Origin of the sequence: Falsiroseomonas stagni DSM 19981 (assembly GCF_900114315.1) — a bacterium.
Lineage (GTDB): Bacteria > Pseudomonadota > Alphaproteobacteria > Acetobacterales > Acetobacteraceae > Falsiroseomonas > Falsiroseomonas stagni.
On the sequence record NZ_FOSQ01000014.1, the window covers coordinates 50,184 to 68,931 of the forward strand.

Below are 18,748 nucleotides of genomic sequence, written 5' to 3' on the forward strand. Positions count from 1 at the left end.
CGCAGGGTCTAGATCGGGCTGGTGGCCGGGCCTGCCCGGCACCCAAACCCGGCACAGGACCGTCCACGATGCCCCAGTACCGCAGCCGCACCACCACCCATGGCCGCAACATGGCCGGCGCGCGGGGCCTGTGGCGCGCCACCGGCATGAAGGACGGCGATTTCGGCAAGCCCATCATCGCCGTCGTCAACAGTTTCACCCAGTTCGTCCCCGGCCACGTGCACCTGAAGGATCTGGGCCAGATGGTGGCGCGGGAGATCGAGGCCGCGGGCGGCGTGGCGAAGGAATTCAACACCATCGCGGTGGATGACGGCATCGCCATGGGGCATGACGGCATGCTCTACAGCCTGCCGTCGCGGGAGCTGATCGCCGACAGCGTCGAATACATGGTCAACGCGCATTGCGCGGATGCCATGGTCTGCATCTCCAACTGCGACAAGATCACGCCGGGCATGCTGATGGCGGCGATGCGCCTCAACATCCCCGCCATCTTCGTCTCCGGCGGGCCGATGGAAGCGGGCAAGGTGATCCATCGCGGCAAGAAGCGGTCGGTGGACCTGATCGACGCCATGATCGTCGCCGCCGATGCCAGCGTGACGGATGAGGAAGTGGCCGTCATCGAACGCAGCGCCTGCCCGACCTGCGGCAGCTGCTCCGGCATGTTCACCGCCAATTCGATGAACTGCCTGACGGAGGCACTGGGCCTCGCGCTGCCGGGCAACGGCACCGTCCTGGCCACCCATGCGGATCGCAAGCGCCTGTTCCTGGAAGCCGGCCGCCGGATCGTCGAGATCACGCGCCGCCACTACGAGACCGAGGACATGTCCGTCCTGCCGCGCGCCATCGCCACGCGCACGGCATTCGAGAATGCGATGACGCTCGACATCGCCATGGGTGGCTCCACGAACACGGTGTTGCACCTGCTGGCGGCGGCGCAGGAAGGCCAGGTGGACTTCACCATGGCGGATATCGACCGCCTGTCCCGCCGTGTCCCCGTGCTGTGCAAGGTGGCGCCGAGCGTCGCCGATGTGCATGTGGAGGATGTGCACCGCGCCGGCGGCATCATGTCCATCCTCGGCGAGCTGGATCGTGCGGGACTGCTGGATACCTCCACCAGCCGCGTGGACAGCCCAACGCTCGGCGAAGCCCTGGCCGAATGGGACATCGCCGGCAAGGTCGATGACAGCGTGCTGGAATTCTTCAAGGCGGCACCGGGCGGCGTGCCGACGCAGGTCGCCTTCAGCCAGGCCGAACGATGGGAGAGCCTGGACACCGACCGCGCGACGGGCGTGATCCGCTCGAAGGAACACGCCTTCTCCGCCGATGGCGGTCTTGCCGTGCTGTTCGGCAACATCGCGGAGGAAGGCTGCATCGTGAAGACGGCCGGCGTCGATGCCTCCATCCTCAAGTTCACCGGCCCGGCCCGCGTCTTCGAAAGCCAGGATGCCTCGGTCGAGGCCATCCTCGGCAAGAAGGTGAAGGCCGGCGACATCGTGCTGGTGCGCTACGAAGGCCCGCGCGGCGGCCCGGGGATGCAGGAGATGCTCTACCCCACGAGCTACCTGAAGTCCGTCGGCCTCGGGAAGGCCTGCGCGCTGGTGACGGATGGCCGCTTCTCCGGCGGCTCCTCCGGCCTTTCCATCGGCCACCTGTCGCCGGAAGCCGCCGAGGGCGGCCTCGTCGGGCTGGTGGAGGAAGGCGACATCATCGAGATCGACATCCCGAACCGCCGCATCCACCTGGCCGTGCCGGATGACGTGATCGCGGCGCGCCGCGCGGCGATGGAAGCGAAGGGCGATGCGGCGTGGCAGCCGGCGGAGCCGCGCAAGCGCGCCGTCTCCACCGCGCTCAAGGCCTACGCGGCGCTGGCGACCAGCGCATCGCGTGGCGCGGTGCGGGACCTCAACGGCCTGCGCCGGAAGTAGCGCCGGCGCCGCGGCGCGGCAGCACCAGCAGGGCGCGAAGGCCTCCCTTCGCGCCCTCTGCCAGTTCCAGGGAACCGCCGGCCAGCGCCGCCAGATCCCGCACGATGGCCAGGCCGAGGCCGCTGCCAGGCTTGGCCTCATCCAGCCTCACGCCCCGCGCCATGGCGTCACCCGCCGCCAGGCCCGGCGTCAGGCCGGGGCCGTCATCCTCCACCGCGATGCGCATGGTATCGCCCTCCGCGGCGATGGTGACGGTGACGGTGGCGCCGGCCCATTGGCAGGCATTCTCCATCAGATTGCCCAGCATCTCCGTCAGGTCCTGCGCATCGGCGCGCAGCCGCGCGCGGGCATCGCCCTGGACCGTGATGGCGATACCGCGGAACAGCCGCCGCAGCGCCTGCGCCACTTCCTCCACCAGCGCCAGCGGCGCGACCTCCGCCGCACCAGCCGCCAGGGCGGCGCTGCGGGCGCGGGCCAGGTGGTGCTGCACCAGGCGATCCAGCGCCGCGGCTTCCGCCCGCGCCACGGGGATGGCGGGGGGCGATGCCTCCAGCGCGTTGCGCAGCACGGCGATCGGCGTCTTCAGGGCGTGGGCGAGGTTGCCGAGATGGGTCCGGGCCATGGCCACCGTATCCCGGTTCTGGCGGATCAGCGCATCCACCTCCGTCACCAGGGGCGCGATCTCCGATGGCGCGGGCATCGCCAGGGCCTCCCGCTCCCCGGCCCGGACCTCGGCCAGCGCGCGGCGGATGCGGCGCAGCGGCGCCAGGCCCACCACGACCTGCAGCACCACGCCGCCCACGAGCCCCACGCCCAGCAGCAGGAACACCAGCCCGAGGCCGCGCTGTAGCCGCGCCACCTCCGCCATTGTCGCGGCGCGGGAAAGTGCGACAGCGACATGCAGCGGCGCCGCGCCATCGGGCAGCAGCAGGTCGCGCTCCGCCATCAGCAGCGGCTCCCCGCGCGGGCCGGTGGCCTGGCGCAGCAGCACCCCGGCATGGTCACGCGATGCCGCCGGCAGCGACTGGTCCCAGAGGGAGCGGGAGGTGACGACCCCGCCATCCGGCCCCGTCACCTGCCAATAGGCGCCGGAGAAGGGTGCCTCGAAATCCGCACCGGCCGGGGAACGGGCCAGGCTGGCCTGGCCCGCCGCATCGACCTCCACCGCCGCCGCCAGGCTGTCGAGCACGGCGCCGAGGCGGGCTTCCAGCGCGGCCTCGATCTGCGCCGTCACGATGCCGGTCACGAACCAGGCGGCGCCGCCCAGCCCCGCCGCCACCCAGAGCCCCGCCAGCAGCGCCAGCCGCAGCGTGAGGGAGCGCATCACCCGGCGGCCAGGCGGTAGCCCTGCCCGCGCAGCGTCTCGATCATCCCCTCCCCCAGCTTCTTGCGCAGCCGCCCGACCACGACTTCCAGCGTGTTGCTGTCCCGGTCGAAATCCTGCGCGTAGAGGTGTTCCGTCAGTTCGGTCTTGGAGACGACCTGGCCGGCATGATGCGCGAGATAGGCGAGCAGCCGGTATTCCAGCGCGGTGAGCCGCACCGCCGCGCCATCCAGCATCACGCGCGCCGCGGCCGTATCCACCACCAGCCGGCCGAGCGTGATATCGGCCCGCGCCTGGCCATGGGCGCGCCGCACCAGCGCCTGCACCCGCGCCACCAGCTCCGCCATCATGAAGGGTTTCGCCAGATAGTCGTCGGCGCCGGCATTCAGCCCGGCCACCTTCTCCGTCCAGCCATCGCGCGCGGTCAGGATCAGCACGGGCATGGACCGCCCCGCGGCGCGCCAGCGGCGCAGGACCGTCATGCCATCCAGCACCGGCAGGCCGAGGTCGAGCACCACGGCGTCATAGGGCTCCGTATCCCCGAGGAAGTGACCTTCCTCCCCATCCGGCGCGACATCGACGGCGAAATGCGCCTCCTCCAGCGCCGCGCGAAGCTGCCCGGCCAGGGTCGCGTGGTCCTCCACCACCAGCAGGCGCATCAGGGGCGTTCCTGCACCGGGCCGCGGCTGCGCAGCAATGCACCCGTGGCGGCATCGAGCTTGAGTTCGAAGACCCGGCCGGAGGGGGGCAGGAGCTTGAACTCATAGACCCAGCGCTCGTCCTCACGCTCCAGCTCCGTCTCGATCACCCGGCCGATCCAGCGGCGCTCCACCTCCGCCAGCAGATCCGCCAGCGGGCGGATCTCCCCGGCGGCCAGCGCGGCGCGGGCACGTTCATGGCCGCGCCTGTCAACGCTCCGGCCCTCGCGCCGGTCATCGGCGCGGGCGGGCGATGCCAGCAGCAGCAGGGAGAGAAGGAGAAGGGCGCGGCGCATGGCAGGCAGGCTGGCATCCCGAAGCTGAATGGCGGCTGAACCGCCGCCTCAGGCTGGGTTCAGGCGGGGGCCGCCAGAGTGCGCCCCGTTGCAGCCCACCCGCAACGGCACAGACGGAGAGAACCGACATGACCCGCACCCGCATCCTCGCCGCCCCGCTGGCCCTGGCCCTCGCCGCCGGGCTGCCCATGGCGGCCTTCGCCTCCCCGGAGCGCGACCAGCGCCGCAGCGAGGAACAGCGCGCCATCACCGCCGCCACGGTGGACGCCGCCGGCGCCATCGCGGCCGTCAGGGCCGCCGGCTACGGCACCATCCGCGAAGTGGATTGGGAGCGTGGCGCCTGGGCCGTGAAGGCGACCGACAGCGCCGGCCAGCGCGTGGCGCTGCGCGTTGATGCGCAATCCGGCGCCGTCACACCGCGCCAGCGCTGATCCCGACCGCGCCCGGCCATCAGGCCGGGCGCTCCCCGCGGCCCGAACCGGACACACCGCCATGACCAGCATCACCGCCGACATCCTGCCGACCAGCGCCCCGCCCCGCCACGGCGCCACCACCATCGCGCTGCACTGGGGCGCCGCCCTCGTGCTGGTCGCGGCCTTCGGCCTCGGCCTGCTGATGGAGGAATGGCCGCGCGGCCCGCAGCGCGACATGGCGATGATGATCCACTACAGCCTCGGCACGCTGGTGCTGGCGACGGTCATGCTGCGGCTGCTGCGGCGCCTGCTGCTGCCCGGCCCGGTGAAGCCCGATGCGGGGCTGGCCGGGAAGGCCGCGCTGGCCGTGCACGGGATGCTCTACGCCCTGATGGTCGCCATGCCCGTGACCGGCGCCATGGACCGCTGGGCGCGCGGCCGCCCGCTGCGGCTGTTCGGCGACAACCTGATCCCCGCCCCCTTCCCGATCGGCGGCGGCAAGCTGTGGATCGAGGCGCATGAACTGATGGCATGGGCGCTGGTCGCCCTCGTCGCCGCCCATGCCGGTGCCGCGCTGTGGCACCACTTCATCCAGCGCGACGATGTGCTGCGCCGGATGCTGCCCGGTCGCCCCGGCGTCGCCGCCGGGTCGATGGGTCAGCCCGGCATCACCGCCGGATAGACCGGGCCGTAATAGCGGCGGAGCTCCTCGATCTGGCCCGGCGGTGGCTGCCCATAGGCGCCCCGCCGGCTGGCATAGCGCCCGCCCATGGCGCGGGAGAGGCGCACCGCCGCCTGCCCCGCCTGCACAAGCGCCATGGGGCCGCACAGCACCGGCGTGTCCTTCACCGTCTCATGCACCCCGGCCTCCGCCAGCAGCACCATGGCCACGCCGACGGCGGGGATCACCACCTCCGCCCCCTTCGCCACGCAGGCCTCCGCCGCCGCATGGAACTGGCCAAGAATGCGCTCCCGCTGCTCACCGGGGCTGAAGGCAGCATCGAGGTCCACGAGGCGATCGACCGCCATCCGCTCCACCGCCACGACGCGCGTGTTCAGGCCATAGACGGAAACATTCTCCAGGATGCGGGAGTAGTGCTTGTCGTTGGACACGACGAGGCCAACCGTCACGCCCATCTGGCAGGCCGTGAACAGCGAGGATTCGCACAGCCCCAGCACCGGGATCCGCGCCATCTCCCGCGCCGTGCGCAACCCCGGATCGGCGATGTTGCCGAGCAGCACGGCGTCGAAGCCCTCGGCCTCCGCGCGCTCCACATTCTCCAGCACCTCGATCGTCTCGATGAATTCGAGGCGCCGGTACTGGTCACCGACGCCGCCGCGCTTCTCGATCCCATGCACCTCGATCACCGTGCCGGGATCGGTCGCCTGCGCCAGCACACGGCGCAGCGCGGCCTGGTAGGCGGGCCAGGCATCGGGACGGGTGAGCGACTGGTACCAGAGTTTCATGCGTTCACTCCGCCCGGATATTGGCGCCGCGGATCACCTCGCCCCAGGACCGGCCCTCGCTGGACAGGCGCTGCGCGAAGCTCTCGATGCTGCCGCCCAGCGGCTTCGCGCTGAGGCGTTCCAGCGCGGCGGTCATGGTGGGGGAGGCGATGCTCTCGGCCAGCACGGCATGCAGGCGCTGCGTCGTCTCCGCCGGCAGGCCGGCGGGCGCCATGATGCCCCACCAGACCGTGACGTTGATGCCCTCGATCCCCTGTTCGGCGAAGGTCGGCGAGTCCGGCAGCGCGGGGTGGCGCTGGCGGTCGGCGACGCCAAGCACCTTGAACTGCCCGCCGCGGATCAGCGGCAGCGCCTGCGCCAGGTTGGTGAACATCATGGAAAGCCGCCCGGCCTGAAGATCCGTCATCGCCGGCGCGCCACCGCGATAGGGGACATGCACGATGTCGATCCCCGCGCGCAGCTTCAGCAATTCGCTGGCCAGGTGCTCCGTGGTGCCGGAACCGCCGGAGCCGAAGGTGTAGAAGCCGGGCCGCGCACGCGCCATGGCGATGAAGGCGCGCGCGTCATTCGCCTCGAACCCCGGCGGCGCGATCATGACGGAGGGCACCTCCCCCACCAGCATCAGCGGCGCCAGCTGCGTCGCCTGGTCGTAGGTCAGGCTCGGATAGAGATGCGGGTTCACGATGACGGAGGGAGAGGCCATGAGCAGCGTCGTGCCATCCGGCGCGGATCGCGCGACATGCTCCATGGCGATGTTGCCGCCGCCGCCGGTGCGGTTCTCCACCACCACGGTCTGGCCGAGCCGCGGTCCGATCTCCTGCGCCACCAGCCGCGCCACGATGTCCACCGCGCCGCCGGCGCCGAAGGGCACGATGATGCGGATGGTGCGGCCGCCGGCGACCGGCTGCGCGAGGGCGGGCATGGCGAGGGCGGCAGCAGCCGCGCCAAGCACGGCGCGACGAGTGGGATGGGCGCGCATTCTTGTATCCTCCCTGTATCCTACTCAGTCTGCGCCAGATCGGCGGCGCCCTTCAAGCGCCGCCTTGGGGGCTCAGGCCGTGAAGTCGATGGCGTCCGAGGTCGTGAAGGTCGCGAAGCGCTGCAGAGCGCGGATCGCGGCGTCCTGGTCCTCCTGCGTCGCGCAGGCGCAGCAATCCTCCAGCACCGTCATGACGTAGTCCCGGTCATGCCCGTCCCGCACGCAGCCCTGCACCACGGCCACGGTGGAAACGCCGGAGCAGATGATGCGCTGGATGCCATGCGCGCGCAGGATCGCTTCCAGGTTGGTCGCGTAGAAGGGGCTGACGCGGTGCTTGACGATGTCGAAATCGCCGGGCTGCGGTGCCAGGTCCTTGTGCACCTCCGTGCCCCAGGTCCCGAGCTTGAACAGCCCATGCTGCTTCGCGCCGTTGAAGATGACGGAGGTGGACGGAGCCTCCCGGTAGTCGGGGGAGAAGCCGACGCGCACATAGCCGATGGGCACGCCCGCCGCGCGCGCCTTGGCGATGGCGTTCGCGGTCTTCGGGATGATGCCGCGGCCCTGCACCTGGGCGCCCAGCGGCCCCTTGCCGTTCGGCCCATCGGCCGAGACGAGATCGTTTTCCATGTCGAGGACGAGGTAGATCGACTTCATCGTATGTATTCCCGTTTCAATCGTCGAGCTTGATGCCAAGGCGTTCCACCCGCGCCCGCCACACCGCGTCATCTTCCGCGAGGTAGCTGATGAAGCGCGCGCGATCCTGCGTATCCGCGAGCAACCCATTGGGCGTGAGGAATTCCAGCGCCGCCGGCGTCCGCACGAAAGCCTGGGTTTCCTGCGCGATGCGCTCCGCGATGGCGGCGGGCGTACCGGGCGGCGCGAGGATGGCGAGCCAGAGATCGCCCGCCAGGTTGATACCCTGTTCCGTCAGCGTCGGCACCTGCGGGATGGCGGAGAAGCGCTGCGCCGTCGCGACGCCAAGGATGGGCAGGCGCCCCTGCTGGCCGATGGCCACCGCGACCGGCAGCATCATCGCATCGACCTGGTCACCCAGCAGCGCCTGCACGGCGGGGGCGGCGCCCTGGAAGGGGATGTGCTGCATCTCCGTCCGCGTCTCGAACTTCATCGTCTCCATCATCACCTGCGACGTGCTGGCAATACCCCAGGAGGCGAAGGTCAGCGGGTTGCTGGCGCGCGAGCGTGCCAGCGCCACGAATTCCTGCGCCGTCTTCGGCCCGAGTCCCGGCCGCGTGACAAGCGAGAAGACAAGCCGCGCCACGGCGGAAACCGGCACGAAGCTCTGCGGCTGGTAGGGCAGACGGCGATAGACCACGGGGTTCACGGAATGCGTATCCGCCGTGGTGAAGATCAGCGTGTGCCCGTCCGGCGCCGCCTGCTGCACCGCCTGGCTGCCGAGGATGCCGTTGGCACCCGGCCGGTTCTCCACCACCGCCGGCTGGCCGAGCCGCGTGGTGAGTTCCCGCGCCACCCAGCGCGCGACGAGGTCCGTCGCGCCCCCCGGCGGATAGGCGACGACGAGGCGCACGGGACGCGTCGGGGCCCAGGCCTGGGCGCGCGCCGCGCCGGGAAGCATGGCGATGGCAGGCGCCGCGAGCATGAGCCCGCGGCGAGAGGGCATGGTCATGGCGTTCCCCTTCATTCGGCGGTGATGCGGGCGGTGCGGATCAGCTCGCCCGTCTCCGCCAGCTTGCGCGTGATGTAGTCGCGGAAGGCGGCGGGCGGGCCGCCGGCCGGTTCGATGCCGAGGCCGGCGAGGCGCGCCATCATCGCGGGTTCCGCGATGCCGGCATTGATGGCGGCATTCATCGTCGCGAGCGCCGCGGCCGGGATGCCGGCCCGCGCGAAAAGGCCGAACCAGGAGGTGCTCTCATAGCCCGGGACACCGGCCTCGCTCACCGTCGGCACGCCGGGCAGCAGCGCGGAGCGGTTGGCGGCGCCGATGGCGATGGTGCGCACCTCGCCCGAGGTCAGGTTGCCCTGGACGGAGGGGTAGTTCTCGAACATCACGTCGATGCGCCCGCCGATGATGTCCGTCGCGGCGGGGGCGGTGCCGCGATAGGGCACATGCGTCAGATCGACGCCCGCGCGCCACTTGAACAACTCGCCCGACAGATGCGCGAAGGACCCGATGCCGGCGGAGGCGTAGGTGAGCTTGCCCGGCTCCGCCTTCGCGGCCGCGACCAGGTCCGCGATAGTCCGGATCGGGCTGTCGCGCCGCACCACCACCACGGCGGGGCTGGCGCCGACGAAGGCCACGGGCTCGAAATCCCGCAGGGGCTGGTAGGGGATGCGGGGCTGCAGATGGGGGTTGATGGTGATGGGCCCCGGCGTGCCCGCCATCAGCGTGTAGCCGTCAGCGGGCGCATCGAGCACGCGCTGCGCGCCGATGGTGCCGCCCGCGCCGGTGATGTTCTCCGCCACCGTGGTCTGGCCGAGCTTTTCCGTCAGCATCTGGGCGCAGAGGCGCGCCAGGATATCCGTGCTGCCGCCAGCGGCGAAGGGAATCACGATGCGGAGGCCGCGCGTCGGGAAGCGTTCCTGCGCGAAGGCTCCCGGCATCGCCGCCATGCCTGCCGCAAGGCCCAGAAGGGTCCGCCGTTCCATCATCGTTGTTTCCTCCCGATTGTTGCGCTCAGCCGCCGACGCGATCGATGCCGTAGAATTTGAGCAGTTCCTTGACGCGCTCGCGCGGCGGCTTCGCCTGGAAATAGCCGCGGCGGCTGGGCTTCGCGCCGGTGATGCGGCGCATGCCGACCATCATCTCCGCCGCCTTCACCGTCGCCGTCACGGGGTCCAGCACCGGCACGCCGTCCACCTCCGTCACGCCGGCCTTGGACAGCAGCAGGCAGAGCGGCGCCTCGCCGGGGATGATCACATCCGCGCCGCGCGCGATCAGCGCCCGCGCATCCGACTGGAAGCGGGCCACCACCTCCGAAGGGTCGCCCGCATAGGCGGCGAGCACATCGTTGAAGGTGAAGGAGACGGGTTGCGCGCCGATGAAGCGCGATGTCAGCCCCATCCGCTCCACATTGCGCTCCACCGTCCCGGCCATGCCATGGATGAAGAGCAGCACGCCGATCTTCTGGCCGAGCATGGAGGCGGCGAGCATCGCGCTTTCGCCGTAGCCAACCACGGGGATGTCCACCAGGCTGCGGCAATCCATCAGGGAAGGTTCGGGCAGCGTCATCATCGCGAAGGCGTCGAAGCCCTGTTCCTCCGCCGCGATGGCGCCGAGCACGAATTGCTGGCTGTGCAGGGATTGCAGGTAGCTGAAGCTGATGTCGTTGCCGGGATATTCGGTGAGGTAGGTGCCAGGGTCCATGCCATGCATCACCACCTCCGTCCCCGGCGCGCTGGCGCGGGCCAGATGCGCGGCCATGGCATCGGCATAGGCGGGCAGATTGCCCAGCACGGTGAAGCTGTGGTGCCAGATCTTTATCACGTCAGTCGCTCCACATGCCGCCATTGATGTCCAGCACTTCGCCGGTGATGAAGCCCGTGTCAGGCCCTGCGAGGAAGGCGATGGCAGCCGCCACCTCCTCCACCCGCCCCATGCGGCCCACCGGGATCAGCGCCTGCAGGGCTGCCGGGAAATTCGTCGTCATGGCGGAGGCGATGGGCCCGGGCGCCACCGCATTCACCGTGATGCCATCGGCGGCAAGTTCGCGCGCCAGGAATGCCGTCATGGCATGGACCCCGGCCTTGGAGACGCCATAGGCCACGTTGCTTGCCCGGTCCTGCTCCGCCGCGTCGATCCAGGGCCGCGCATTGCCGCCATTCTTGCCGATGATGGAGCCGATATTGATGATGCGGCCGTGCCGGTTGACGCGCATGGCGGGAATCACCGCCTGGCAGCAGAGGAAGCTGCCCTTCAGGTTCACCGCCATCACGCGGTCCCACTCCGCTTCCGGCAACGTCGCCGCCGCGCCCATCGACACCGTGCCAGCGACATTCACCAGGATATCGAGCCGCCCGTATTCGGCGACCACGCGGTCGACCATGGCGCGCACATCGGCGGAGCTCGTGACATCCACGGCCAGGTTGAGCGCAGCCTCCATCACCGGCGCCACGCGATCCGCCAGCGCCAGTCGCGCACCCCGCGCCGACAGGGCACGCGCCGTGGCGCTGCCGATGCCGCCGGCGGCACCCGTCACCAGCGCGACGCGGCCTTCCATTGCCAGCGTCACAGGTTGCGCCTTGCGGTCGCCGCATCCGCACCCGCCAGCTTGCCGAAGACGAGCCCCTTCAGCACGGAGGTCGCGCCGGTATAGGTGCCGTAATACATGCCCACGACCTCACCCGCCGCGTAGAGGCCGGGGATGGGATCGCCGCCGGTGTCCAGCACCCGCGCCTTGCCGTCCACGCGCACGCCGCCGAAGGTGAAGACATTGGCGGAGATGATGGGGTAGGCGTGGAAGGGCCCTGCCACCAGCGGCGTCGCCCAGTTCGACTTGCGCGGCACCAGCCCCTGCGTGGCAAGCCCATCCAGTTGCAGCGGCTTCCATTCGCCGGGCACGCAGGCGGCGTTGTACTCGGCCACCGTCTCCGCCAGCGCCGCCTCCGGCAGGCCGATGGCCCGCGCCAGCGCCTCGATGCTCTCGCCCTCGATCGGCGGCTGGTCGGTGCGCAGGCCGAGCCGCCAGTTCGGGATCTCCCGGTGCCTGGCATCAAGGATCACCCAGGCGATGCCGTCGCGCTGTTCGTAGATGCGGCGCGTGACGCGTTCATAGGTCGCATCCACCGTGCCGGGCGATTCATCCACGAAGCGCCGGCCTTCCTTGTTCACCAGGATGCCGTAGGGGAAGAGGAAGACGGAGGGCTCCGCGATCGAGGATCGCGGATCGATCGGTTCCGCATGGTAGCTGCCGAAGTCGCCACTCGGCGCCGCACCGATGTCGAGGGCCATGCGGATGCCCTCCCCCCGGTTGAACAGCCCGCCCTTGCAGATGGTGCGGAGGAAGCTGGACCGCGGGCCGAGGTAGCGGGTGGACATCTCCGCATCACCCTCGAACCCGCCGCAGGCCAGCGTGACGGGGCCGTGGAAGCGGACCAGCCGCCCGGCCTGGCGCGCGACCAGGCCGATGACGCGCCCCTCCTCATCCTGCATCAGGGACTGCGCCGTCGTCTCGTAGCGGAACGCCACGCCGAGTTCCTCGGCCCGCTTCGCCAGCGCCTCCACCAGCGCGGCGCCGCCGCCGACCGGCAGCAGGCGGGGCTGCGACTTCGTCAGGAACTGCGTCGGCAGGAAATCGAAGCGCACGCCCATGGTCTTCAGCCAGGCGATGGTCGGCCCCGCCTGGTCGGCGAATTCCTGCACCACGTCGGGATCGATCATGGACAGCGCGCGCGCATGGCCGGCGCGATCCGCCATGGGGCGGGAGACCTCGGGCGCGAGGTCGGGGTCGGCGTAGGGCAGCGCGCCATTCTCGGCGAGATGCGTCTCGAAATCGTCGGTGACCTCGGTCTCGCTCTTCATGCGGAGATACGCTTCGGTGTAGCGGCTCTGCCCGCCGCGTTCCGCGCGCGGCGCGCGTTCCAGCACGACGACGCGCGCGCCCTGCTCCGCGGCCGCCACGGCGGCGGAGAGCCCTGCCACCCCGCAGCCCGCCACCACCAGGTCGAATCCCTCCCCCGCTGCCATGTGACCGGCGCCGCTCCCCTTTGCTTGGACGGGCGCAGGGTTCACCCGTGGCGGCCGGAGGGCAACGGCCGAGTACCGGGGAGACGCCGAATACAGTCTTCGACTTTCCCGAATGATGGGATAGGCTGCGCGCATGGACAGGCTGCGCGCAATGGAGGTCTTCGTGGCGGTGGCGGAAGCCGGCAGCCTGGCCGGCGCGGCCACGCGGCTCGGCCTTTCCGCCCCCACCGTCACGGCGCAGGTCCAGGCGCTGGAGGCGCATCTGCGCTGCGCGCTGCTGCATCGTTCCACGCGCAGCCTGCGCCTGACGCCGGAAGGCGAGGCCTTCCTGTCCCGCGCCCGCGCCATCCTGGGCGCGATGGAGGAAGCGGAGGCCGGCGCCGGCGGCGATGCCGCGCGCGGCGTGCTGCGCGTCCAGGTGCCGATCGCCGTCGGCCATATGGTGCTGGCGCCGGCGCTGGCGGCCTTCGCCGCCGCGCATCCCGGCTTGCGCGTGGTGACCATCCTGGGGAACGATGTGGACAGCCTGGCGCGGCGCGGCATCGATGTCGCGATCCGGATGGATGAGGTGGAGACCGGCGATCTCGTCGCCCGCCCGGTCTATCGCAGCACGCATGTGGTCTGCGCGGCGCCGGGCTTCCTGGCCCGCCATGGCGTGCCGACGCATCCGCGCGCGATCGATCCCGCGCAGGGCCTGGCCTGGGTGGCGGATACGGCGGCGGCACCGCGCGCCTGGCGCTTCCAGCGCGGGGCGGAACGCGTGGTGGTGAACCCCACGGGGCCGCTGGCCTTCAACAGCAGCGATGCGCTGCTGAACGCCGCCGCGCAGGGGGCCGGCTTCTGCTACGTGCTCGGCCTGCTGGCGCATGCGCATCTGCGCGACGGCCGGCTGCGCGCGGTGCTGGAGGAATGGGAGACGGAGGCGCAGGTCTTCTACGTCGCCTATCCCAAGGCGCGCTTCACCGCGCCCAAGATACGCGCCTTCGCCGACTACGCCGCGCGCGTCTTCCCCGATCACCTGCGCCAGGCGCCGGCATCGCCGATCCGCATCCGGCGACGATGAGCGGTTGCCACCGCGGCGAGACTGCGGGAGGCTTTCGTCCAAGACGCGGACTCGATGCCGCGCGACGGAGGAACAGCCATGAAGCGCACGCTGCGGGCCTGCATGCTCGCCGGCGGGATCGGGGCGCTTGCCTCGCCCGCCCTCTCGGAAGTGATACGGTTCGAGGTGCTGGAAAGCGTGCCCGCCTTCCAGGGGCGGAGCTTCGAGGGGGTGGGGCCCTACCTCCGCATCACCGGCCGCGCCACCATCGCCGTGGATCCCAGCGATCCGCGCAATGCCGTGATCGCGGATATCGAACGCGCGCCACGCAATGCGCAGGGCCGCGTGGAGGCGGTGGCGGATGTCGTGCTGCTGCGGCCGGCGGACCCCGCGCGCGGCAACGGCACGCTGCTGGTGGACGTGCCCAATCGCGGCACAAAGCTGGCGCCGCAGCTCTTCGACGATGTGGCGCAGCCCGGCGCGACGCGGGCGGAACAGGCGGCGGATGCCGGGATCGGCTTCCTGCACAGCCGCGGCTACGCCATGGCCTGGATCGGCTGGCAGGCGGATATCCCCTCCCGCCCCAACCAGTTGGCGATGACGGCGCCGGTCCTCACCGGCATCACCGGCCCATCGCGCGATGAATTCATCTTCGACCATACGCGCAATCCCGCGACGGCCACGCTGACCTGGCCCATCGCGGATGCGGCGAGCCTGGCGGTGACCGTGCGCGGCCATTGGTCCGAAGCGCGGCAGACGCCGCCCGGCCTCGGCATCCGCGCCACCGGGCCGAACACAGCGGAGATCACGCGCCCGGCCAGCGGCTTCGATGCGGCGGCGCTGTATGAGGTGACCTACACGGCGAAGGACCCGATCGTGCTCGGCCTGGGCTTCGCCGCCACGCGCGACGTCACGGCCTTCCTGCGGCGGGAGGGCGGCGCGGAGAACCCGCTGGCCGCGCAGGGGCGGTCCACGGTGCAGCGCGCCATCGGCTTCGGCGTCTCCCAGTCCGGCCGCTTCCTGCGGGACTTCCTCTGGCAGGGCTTCAACGAGGACATGCGCGGCCGCATGGTCTTCGATGGCGTGATGCCGCATATCGCCGGCGGACGCCGCATGGCGACCAACTACCGCTTCGGCAATCCCGGCCGCAACGCGCGCCACCCGCAGGACCCCGCCTGGCAGGCGGATACCTTCCCCTTCACCTACGCGGCGATGCGCGATCCGCTGTCCGGCCGCACGGATGGCATCCTGATGCGCTGCCGGCTGAACGGCACCTGCCCGAAGATCATGCACACGGACAGCGAGCATGAATGGTGGGCGTCGCGCGCCTCGCTGGTCGTGACGGACCTCGCGGGCAACCACATCGACCTGCCGCCCGATGTGCGCGCCTACATGGTCGCCGGCACGCCGCACTACGCGCCGCCGAATGACAGCGTGCGCCGCGCGCCGACCATGGCGCTGCCCACCAACCCGATGCATGCCGGCCCGCCCATGCGCGCGCTGCTGGTGGCGATGGAGGCCTGGATCGCGGAAGGGGTGGAACCGCCGGCCAGCCGCGTGCCCATGCGCGCCCATGGCACGCTGGTGGAGGCCGCGCAGGCCGTGCCCGCGGGCATCCCCGGCCTGCCCTATGCCGGCATCTACACCGGTGCCGCGATCTCCGACCAATCGGTGCTGCCGCCGCGGCTGATCGGCGAATACCCGGTCTTCGTGCCGCGCGCGGATGCCGATGGCATGGCCATCGCCGGCATCCGCATGCTGCCACTCGCCGTGCCGCGCGCCAGCTACACCGGCTGGAATCCCCGCGCCGAGGGCTTCGGCGCCGGCACGCTGTTTCCGCTGCAGGGCGCCGTCTCTCCCTTCGCGCCGACGCGGGAGGCGCGCATCGCGGCGAATGATCCGCGCCTGTCCATCGCCGAACGCTATGCCGATGACGCCGCCTATGTCGCCGCCGTGCGCGCCGCGGCCGACCGCGCGGTGGCGGAACGGCTGCTGCTGCCGGAGGATGCGGCGCGTGCGGTGGAACGCGCGCGGGCCGGCACCCTCGCGCAACTGCCCTGACCGGGCATGGACACACCCGGGTGGTGGGCCTAAGGTCATAATGCTGGCCTAAGGCCGGCCACCGGGGGAAATGCCGCATGGCCACCGCGCCGCGCAGCGTCGCGCAGAAGATCATCGCCCGCGCCGCCGGCCTCGATGCGGTGGAGGTCGGCGACTACGTCACTGTGACGCCGGACTACGTGGCCTGCCAGGAACTCTTCTGGCCCGGCCACAAGCGCAACCTGGAACGCATCGGCGTCGACCGCATCCCGCGCCCGGACAAGGCGATCATGGTGATCGACCATTCCACCAGCGCGGCGATGGGATCGCATCACCACGAGACGCACCGAACGCTCCGCGACTGGTGCGCCCGGCAGGGGATCGAGACCTTCTTCGGCCCCGGCAACGGGCTCCGCCACCTGGTGCTGACGGAACGCGGCTTCGCGCGGCCGGGCACGCTGATCTTCTCCGATGAGGGCAACATCGCCTCCATCGGCGCATTGGGCGCGCTGAACCTGCCGATCTCCACGGAAGTTATCGTGGCGCTGATCCAGGACGGCAACTGGATCGCGGTGCCACCATCGGCGCGCATCACGCTAACGGGACGGCTCGGCTTCGGCGTCGGCGCGCGGGATCTGATCCAGACCATCCTGCGCGACCAGACCACCAACAGCGCGCTGCTGCAGGCCTGCGTCGAATTCGCGGGCGACGGCATCGCGACGCTGGGGCTGGATGAGCGGGAGACGATCCTCGCCAGCCTGTTCCACAGCGGCGCCTATACCGGCGTGATGCCGGTGGATGACCTGGTCCTGCGCTACGTCGAACAGCGCGCCGCCGGCCGCCCCTGGCAGATTGTGGAAGCCGACCCTGGCGTGCCCTACATCGCCGACCTCACCTACGATCTTTCGGCCATCGCGCCCATGGTGACGCTGCCGCCGGACCTCCACGCCGCCGTGCCGGTCGGCGATGTCGCGGGCCAGCGGATCGACCAGGCGACGATCGGGTCGTGTTCCGGCGGGCGGCTGGAGGATATGCGCATCGCGGCCGGGTTGCTGCGCGGGCGCCGCGTCGCGCCACATGTCACGCTCTACATCACGCCAGGAAGCCGCAACGTCTATGCCGCCGCGGCGCGGGAGGGGTTGCTCGAGATCTTCGCGGAATCGGGCGCCACGGTGCTGGCGCCGGGCTGCACCACCTGCTGGGGCTATCAGGGCGTACTGAACGACCATGAAGTGCTGATCTCGACCCAGCAGTTCAACTATGCCGGCCGCAACGGCGCGCGCAGCGCGCTTGTGCACCTGGCCGGCGCGGCAGTGGTTACGGCCTCCGCCATCGAAGGGCGCATCGCCGACCCGCGGCCGCTGATGGCAGAGGCCGTGGCATGACGCCCCGCGGCCGCGCCTGGGTCTTCGGCGATGATGTCTCCGGCGATGACGGCATCATCGAATTCGCCATCATCCGCGACGGCTTCGGCAAGGAATTCGACGAGGACGCGCTGCGCGCCATGTGCTTCCGCCGCCTGCGCCCGGAGTTTCCGGCCGAGGTGAAGGCGGGTGACATCGTCGTGGGTGGGCGGAACTTCGCGCATCACAATCATGTGGAAGTCAGCGTCGCCATCCGCGCTTCCGGCATCGCCGTCGTCGTCGTCGAATCCTGCGATTCCGGCTTCCTGCGCCGCGCGCTGAATGTCGGACTGCCCGTGATGATCTGCCCCGGCATCCACGCCGCCGTGCGGGATGGGGACGTGATCGCGGCCGATCCCGCCACGGGAATCGTCACCCTGGCCGATGGCAGCACGCGGCAGTCGAAACCCTTCTCCCCCCGCATGGTCCAGATCTGGCGTGCCGGCGGCACCATCCCGCTGCTGGTGCGCGAATTCGCCGAACGCCGCACGCAATCCGAGGAACCCACGCCATGACCACCCGCCGAACCCTGGCGCTGGCCGCCGCCGCCGCCCTCGCCGCCCCTTCCCTGCGCGCGCAGGGCCGCTTCCCCGACCGTCCCGTGCGCATCGTCGTGGGCTTCCCGCCCGGCGGCAATGTGGACTTCACGGCACGGCTGCTGGCGCCCACGCTGTCGGCTGCCCTCGGCCAGCCGGTCGTCGTGGATAATCGCGCGGGGGCGGGCGGCATCGTCGGCACGGAGCATGTCGCGCGGTCCCGCCCGGATGGCCATACGCTGCTGCTGGGCTCCACCGGCCCGCTTTCGCTGTTCCCCGTCGCGATGGCGCAACTGCCCTACGACACGCTGCGGGACCTCGCGCCGATCGGAATCTGCTACCGTGTGCCCATCGTGATGATGGTCTCCCGCCAGGTCACGGCGCGGAACCTGGCGGAATTCGTTGCCGCGGCCAAGGCACAGAAGGGCCAGTTCTCCGCCGGCACCGCCGGCATCGGCTCCGGCGCGCATCTCGCGATCGAGTTGTTCAATGCCGGTACGGGAGCGGATCTGGTGCATGTGCCCTATCGCGGCACCGGCCCCGCCATCAACGACCTGATCGCCGGCACGATCCCGGTGGTGTTCGACCAGCTCTCATCGGCCCTGCCGCTGCATGCCGATGGCCGCGCTCGCATCATCGCCGTCGCCTCCGGCAGCCGCGCCGCGCAGCTGCCGGATGTGCCGACCCTGCGGGAAGCCGGGCTGGTGCAGCAGGAGCTTACCACCACCCTAGGACTGCTCGGCCCTGCGGGGCTGCCCGCCGAGGTGGTGGAGACGCTCCGCACCGCGCTGGCCCGCACCATGCATGACGCCACCATCAAGCAGCGGCTGGAGAGCCTCGGCGGCGCCATCCCGGCTGCCGAGGCGATCACCCCCGCCAATTACGCACGCGTGATCCGGGAGGAGATGGAGACCTCGCGCGAGGCCGTCCGCATCGGCAATATCCGCCTCGATCAGTGACGGG

General features: G+C 70.9%; 19 protein-coding genes. 8 read left to right on the forward strand and 11 right to left on the reverse strand.

Annotated features, from left to right (window positions below; genetic code table 11):
* The first annotated feature begins 68 nt into the window (after positions 1-68).
* On the forward strand, positions 69-1,925 hold the full coding sequence (gene ilvD, locus BM041_RS24910; protein ID WP_092962624.1) for a dihydroxy-acid dehydratase: 1,857 nt from the start codon (positions 69-71) through the stop codon (positions 1,923-1,925).
* On the opposite strand, the gene BM041_RS24915 is transcribed toward ilvD, so the two are convergent.
* From BM041_RS24915 to BM041_RS24925, 3 genes are read right to left on the reverse strand one after another with little or no spacing between them, the layout of a single operon-like run.
* Complete coding sequence (locus tag BM041_RS24915; protein WP_092962625.1) at positions 1,903-3,249, reverse strand: sensor histidine kinase; 1,347 nt, start codon at positions 3,247-3,249, stop codon at positions 1,903-1,905. The genes ilvD and BM041_RS24915 overlap by 23 nt on opposite strands.
* A complete protein-coding gene (locus BM041_RS24920) occupies positions 3,249-3,908 on the reverse strand; it encodes a response regulator transcription factor (protein WP_092962626.1) in 660 nt (219 codons plus the stop codon). The genes BM041_RS24915 and BM041_RS24920 overlap by 1 nt, the downstream gene beginning before the upstream one ends.
* The gene (locus BM041_RS24925; protein ID WP_092962627.1) at positions 3,908-4,243 is read right to left on the reverse strand and encodes a PepSY domain-containing protein; all 336 of its coding nucleotides are present in this window, start codon (positions 4,241-4,243) and stop codon (positions 3,908-3,910) included. The genes BM041_RS24920 and BM041_RS24925 overlap by 1 nt, the downstream gene beginning before the upstream one ends.
* Positions 4,244-4,371: 128 nt before the next feature.
* Here BM041_RS24925 and BM041_RS30800 point away from each other — a divergent pair, with 128 nt between their 5' ends.
* Together BM041_RS30800 and BM041_RS24935 are read left to right on the forward strand one after the other, a co-directional pair.
* Positions 4,372-4,674, forward strand: a complete 303-nt coding sequence (locus tag BM041_RS30800) for a PepSY domain-containing protein (RefSeq protein ID WP_175534156.1) — start codon at positions 4,372-4,374, stop codon at positions 4,672-4,674.
* 61 nt (positions 4,675-4,735) lie between these two features.
* Positions 4,736-5,338: a cytochrome b gene (locus BM041_RS24935; protein ID WP_175534157.1), complete on the forward strand. Its 603-nt coding sequence runs from the start codon at positions 4,736-4,738 to the stop codon at positions 5,336-5,338.
* Here the strand turns inward: BM041_RS24935 and BM041_RS24940 are convergent.
* The 8 genes from BM041_RS24940 to BM041_RS24975 all read right to left on the reverse strand — a co-directional run bounded on the left by BM041_RS24940 (position 5,314) and on the right by BM041_RS24975 (position 12,764).
* Entirely contained in the window at positions 5,314-6,123 is an 810-nt protein-coding gene (locus BM041_RS24940) for an aspartate/glutamate racemase family protein (RefSeq protein ID WP_092962629.1), read from the reverse strand. The genes BM041_RS24935 and BM041_RS24940 overlap by 25 nt on opposite strands.
* A 4-nt stretch (positions 6,124-6,127) precedes the next feature.
* Positions 6,128-7,102 (reverse strand): tripartite tricarboxylate transporter substrate binding protein, encoded by a 975-nt coding sequence (locus tag BM041_RS24945; RefSeq protein WP_092962630.1) that lies wholly within the window; start codon positions 7,100-7,102, stop codon positions 6,128-6,130.
* Between the two features lie 72 nt (positions 7,103-7,174).
* The gene (locus BM041_RS24950; RefSeq protein WP_092962631.1) at positions 7,175-7,756 is read right to left on the reverse strand and encodes a cysteine hydrolase family protein; all 582 of its coding nucleotides are present in this window, start codon (positions 7,754-7,756) and stop codon (positions 7,175-7,177) included.
* Between the two features lie 16 nt (positions 7,757-7,772).
* Complete coding sequence (locus BM041_RS24955) at positions 7,773-8,741, reverse strand: Bug family tripartite tricarboxylate transporter substrate binding protein (protein WP_217648837.1); 969 nt, start codon at positions 8,739-8,741, stop codon at positions 7,773-7,775.
* 17 nt (positions 8,742-8,758) lie between these two features.
* Positions 8,759-9,730 (reverse strand): Bug family tripartite tricarboxylate transporter substrate binding protein, encoded by a 972-nt coding sequence (locus tag BM041_RS24960; protein WP_092962633.1) that lies wholly within the window; start codon positions 9,728-9,730, stop codon positions 8,759-8,761.
* A gap of 25 nt (positions 9,731-9,755) precedes the next feature.
* The gene (locus tag BM041_RS24965) at positions 9,756-10,565 is read right to left on the reverse strand and encodes an aspartate/glutamate racemase family protein (RefSeq protein WP_217648838.1); all 810 of its coding nucleotides are present in this window, start codon (positions 10,563-10,565) and stop codon (positions 9,756-9,758) included.
* 1 nt (position 10,566) lies between these two features.
* Complete coding sequence (locus BM041_RS24970; RefSeq protein ID WP_245762264.1) at positions 10,567-11,310, reverse strand: SDR family NAD(P)-dependent oxidoreductase; 744 nt, start codon at positions 11,308-11,310, stop codon at positions 10,567-10,569.
* Complete coding sequence (locus BM041_RS24975) at positions 11,307-12,764, reverse strand: FAD-binding protein (RefSeq protein ID WP_092962636.1); 1,458 nt, start codon at positions 12,762-12,764, stop codon at positions 11,307-11,309. The genes BM041_RS24970 and BM041_RS24975 overlap by 4 nt, the downstream gene beginning before the upstream one ends.
* 133 nt (positions 12,765-12,897) lie before the next feature.
* Here BM041_RS24975 and BM041_RS24980 point away from each other — a divergent pair, with 133 nt between their 5' ends.
* The 5 genes from BM041_RS24980 to BM041_RS25000 all read left to right on the forward strand — a co-directional run bounded on the left by BM041_RS24980 (position 12,898) and on the right by BM041_RS25000 (position 18,744).
* The gene (locus BM041_RS24980) at positions 12,898-13,827 is read left to right on the forward strand and encodes a LysR family transcriptional regulator (RefSeq protein WP_092962637.1); all 930 of its coding nucleotides are present in this window, start codon (positions 12,898-12,900) and stop codon (positions 13,825-13,827) included.
* Positions 13,828-13,905: 78 nt separating this feature from the next.
* A complete protein-coding gene (locus BM041_RS24985) occupies positions 13,906-15,867 on the forward strand; it encodes an alpha/beta hydrolase domain-containing protein (protein WP_092962638.1) in 1,962 nt (653 codons plus the stop codon).
* Positions 15,868-15,944: 77 nt separating this feature from the next.
* Positions 15,945-17,231: a 3-isopropylmalate dehydratase large subunit gene (locus BM041_RS24990; RefSeq protein WP_092962639.1), complete on the forward strand. Its 1,287-nt coding sequence runs from the start codon at positions 15,945-15,947 to the stop codon at positions 17,229-17,231.
* Complete coding sequence (locus BM041_RS24995) at positions 17,228-17,764, forward strand: 3-isopropylmalate dehydratase small subunit (protein ID WP_092962640.1); 537 nt, start codon at positions 17,228-17,230, stop codon at positions 17,762-17,764. Before BM041_RS24990 ends, BM041_RS24995 begins: the two co-directional genes overlap by 4 nt.
* Complete coding sequence (locus BM041_RS25000; RefSeq protein WP_092962641.1) at positions 17,761-18,744, forward strand: Bug family tripartite tricarboxylate transporter substrate binding protein; 984 nt, start codon at positions 17,761-17,763, stop codon at positions 18,742-18,744. The genes BM041_RS24995 and BM041_RS25000 overlap by 4 nt, the downstream gene beginning before the upstream one ends.
* Positions 18,745-18,748: the final 4 nt, after the last annotated feature.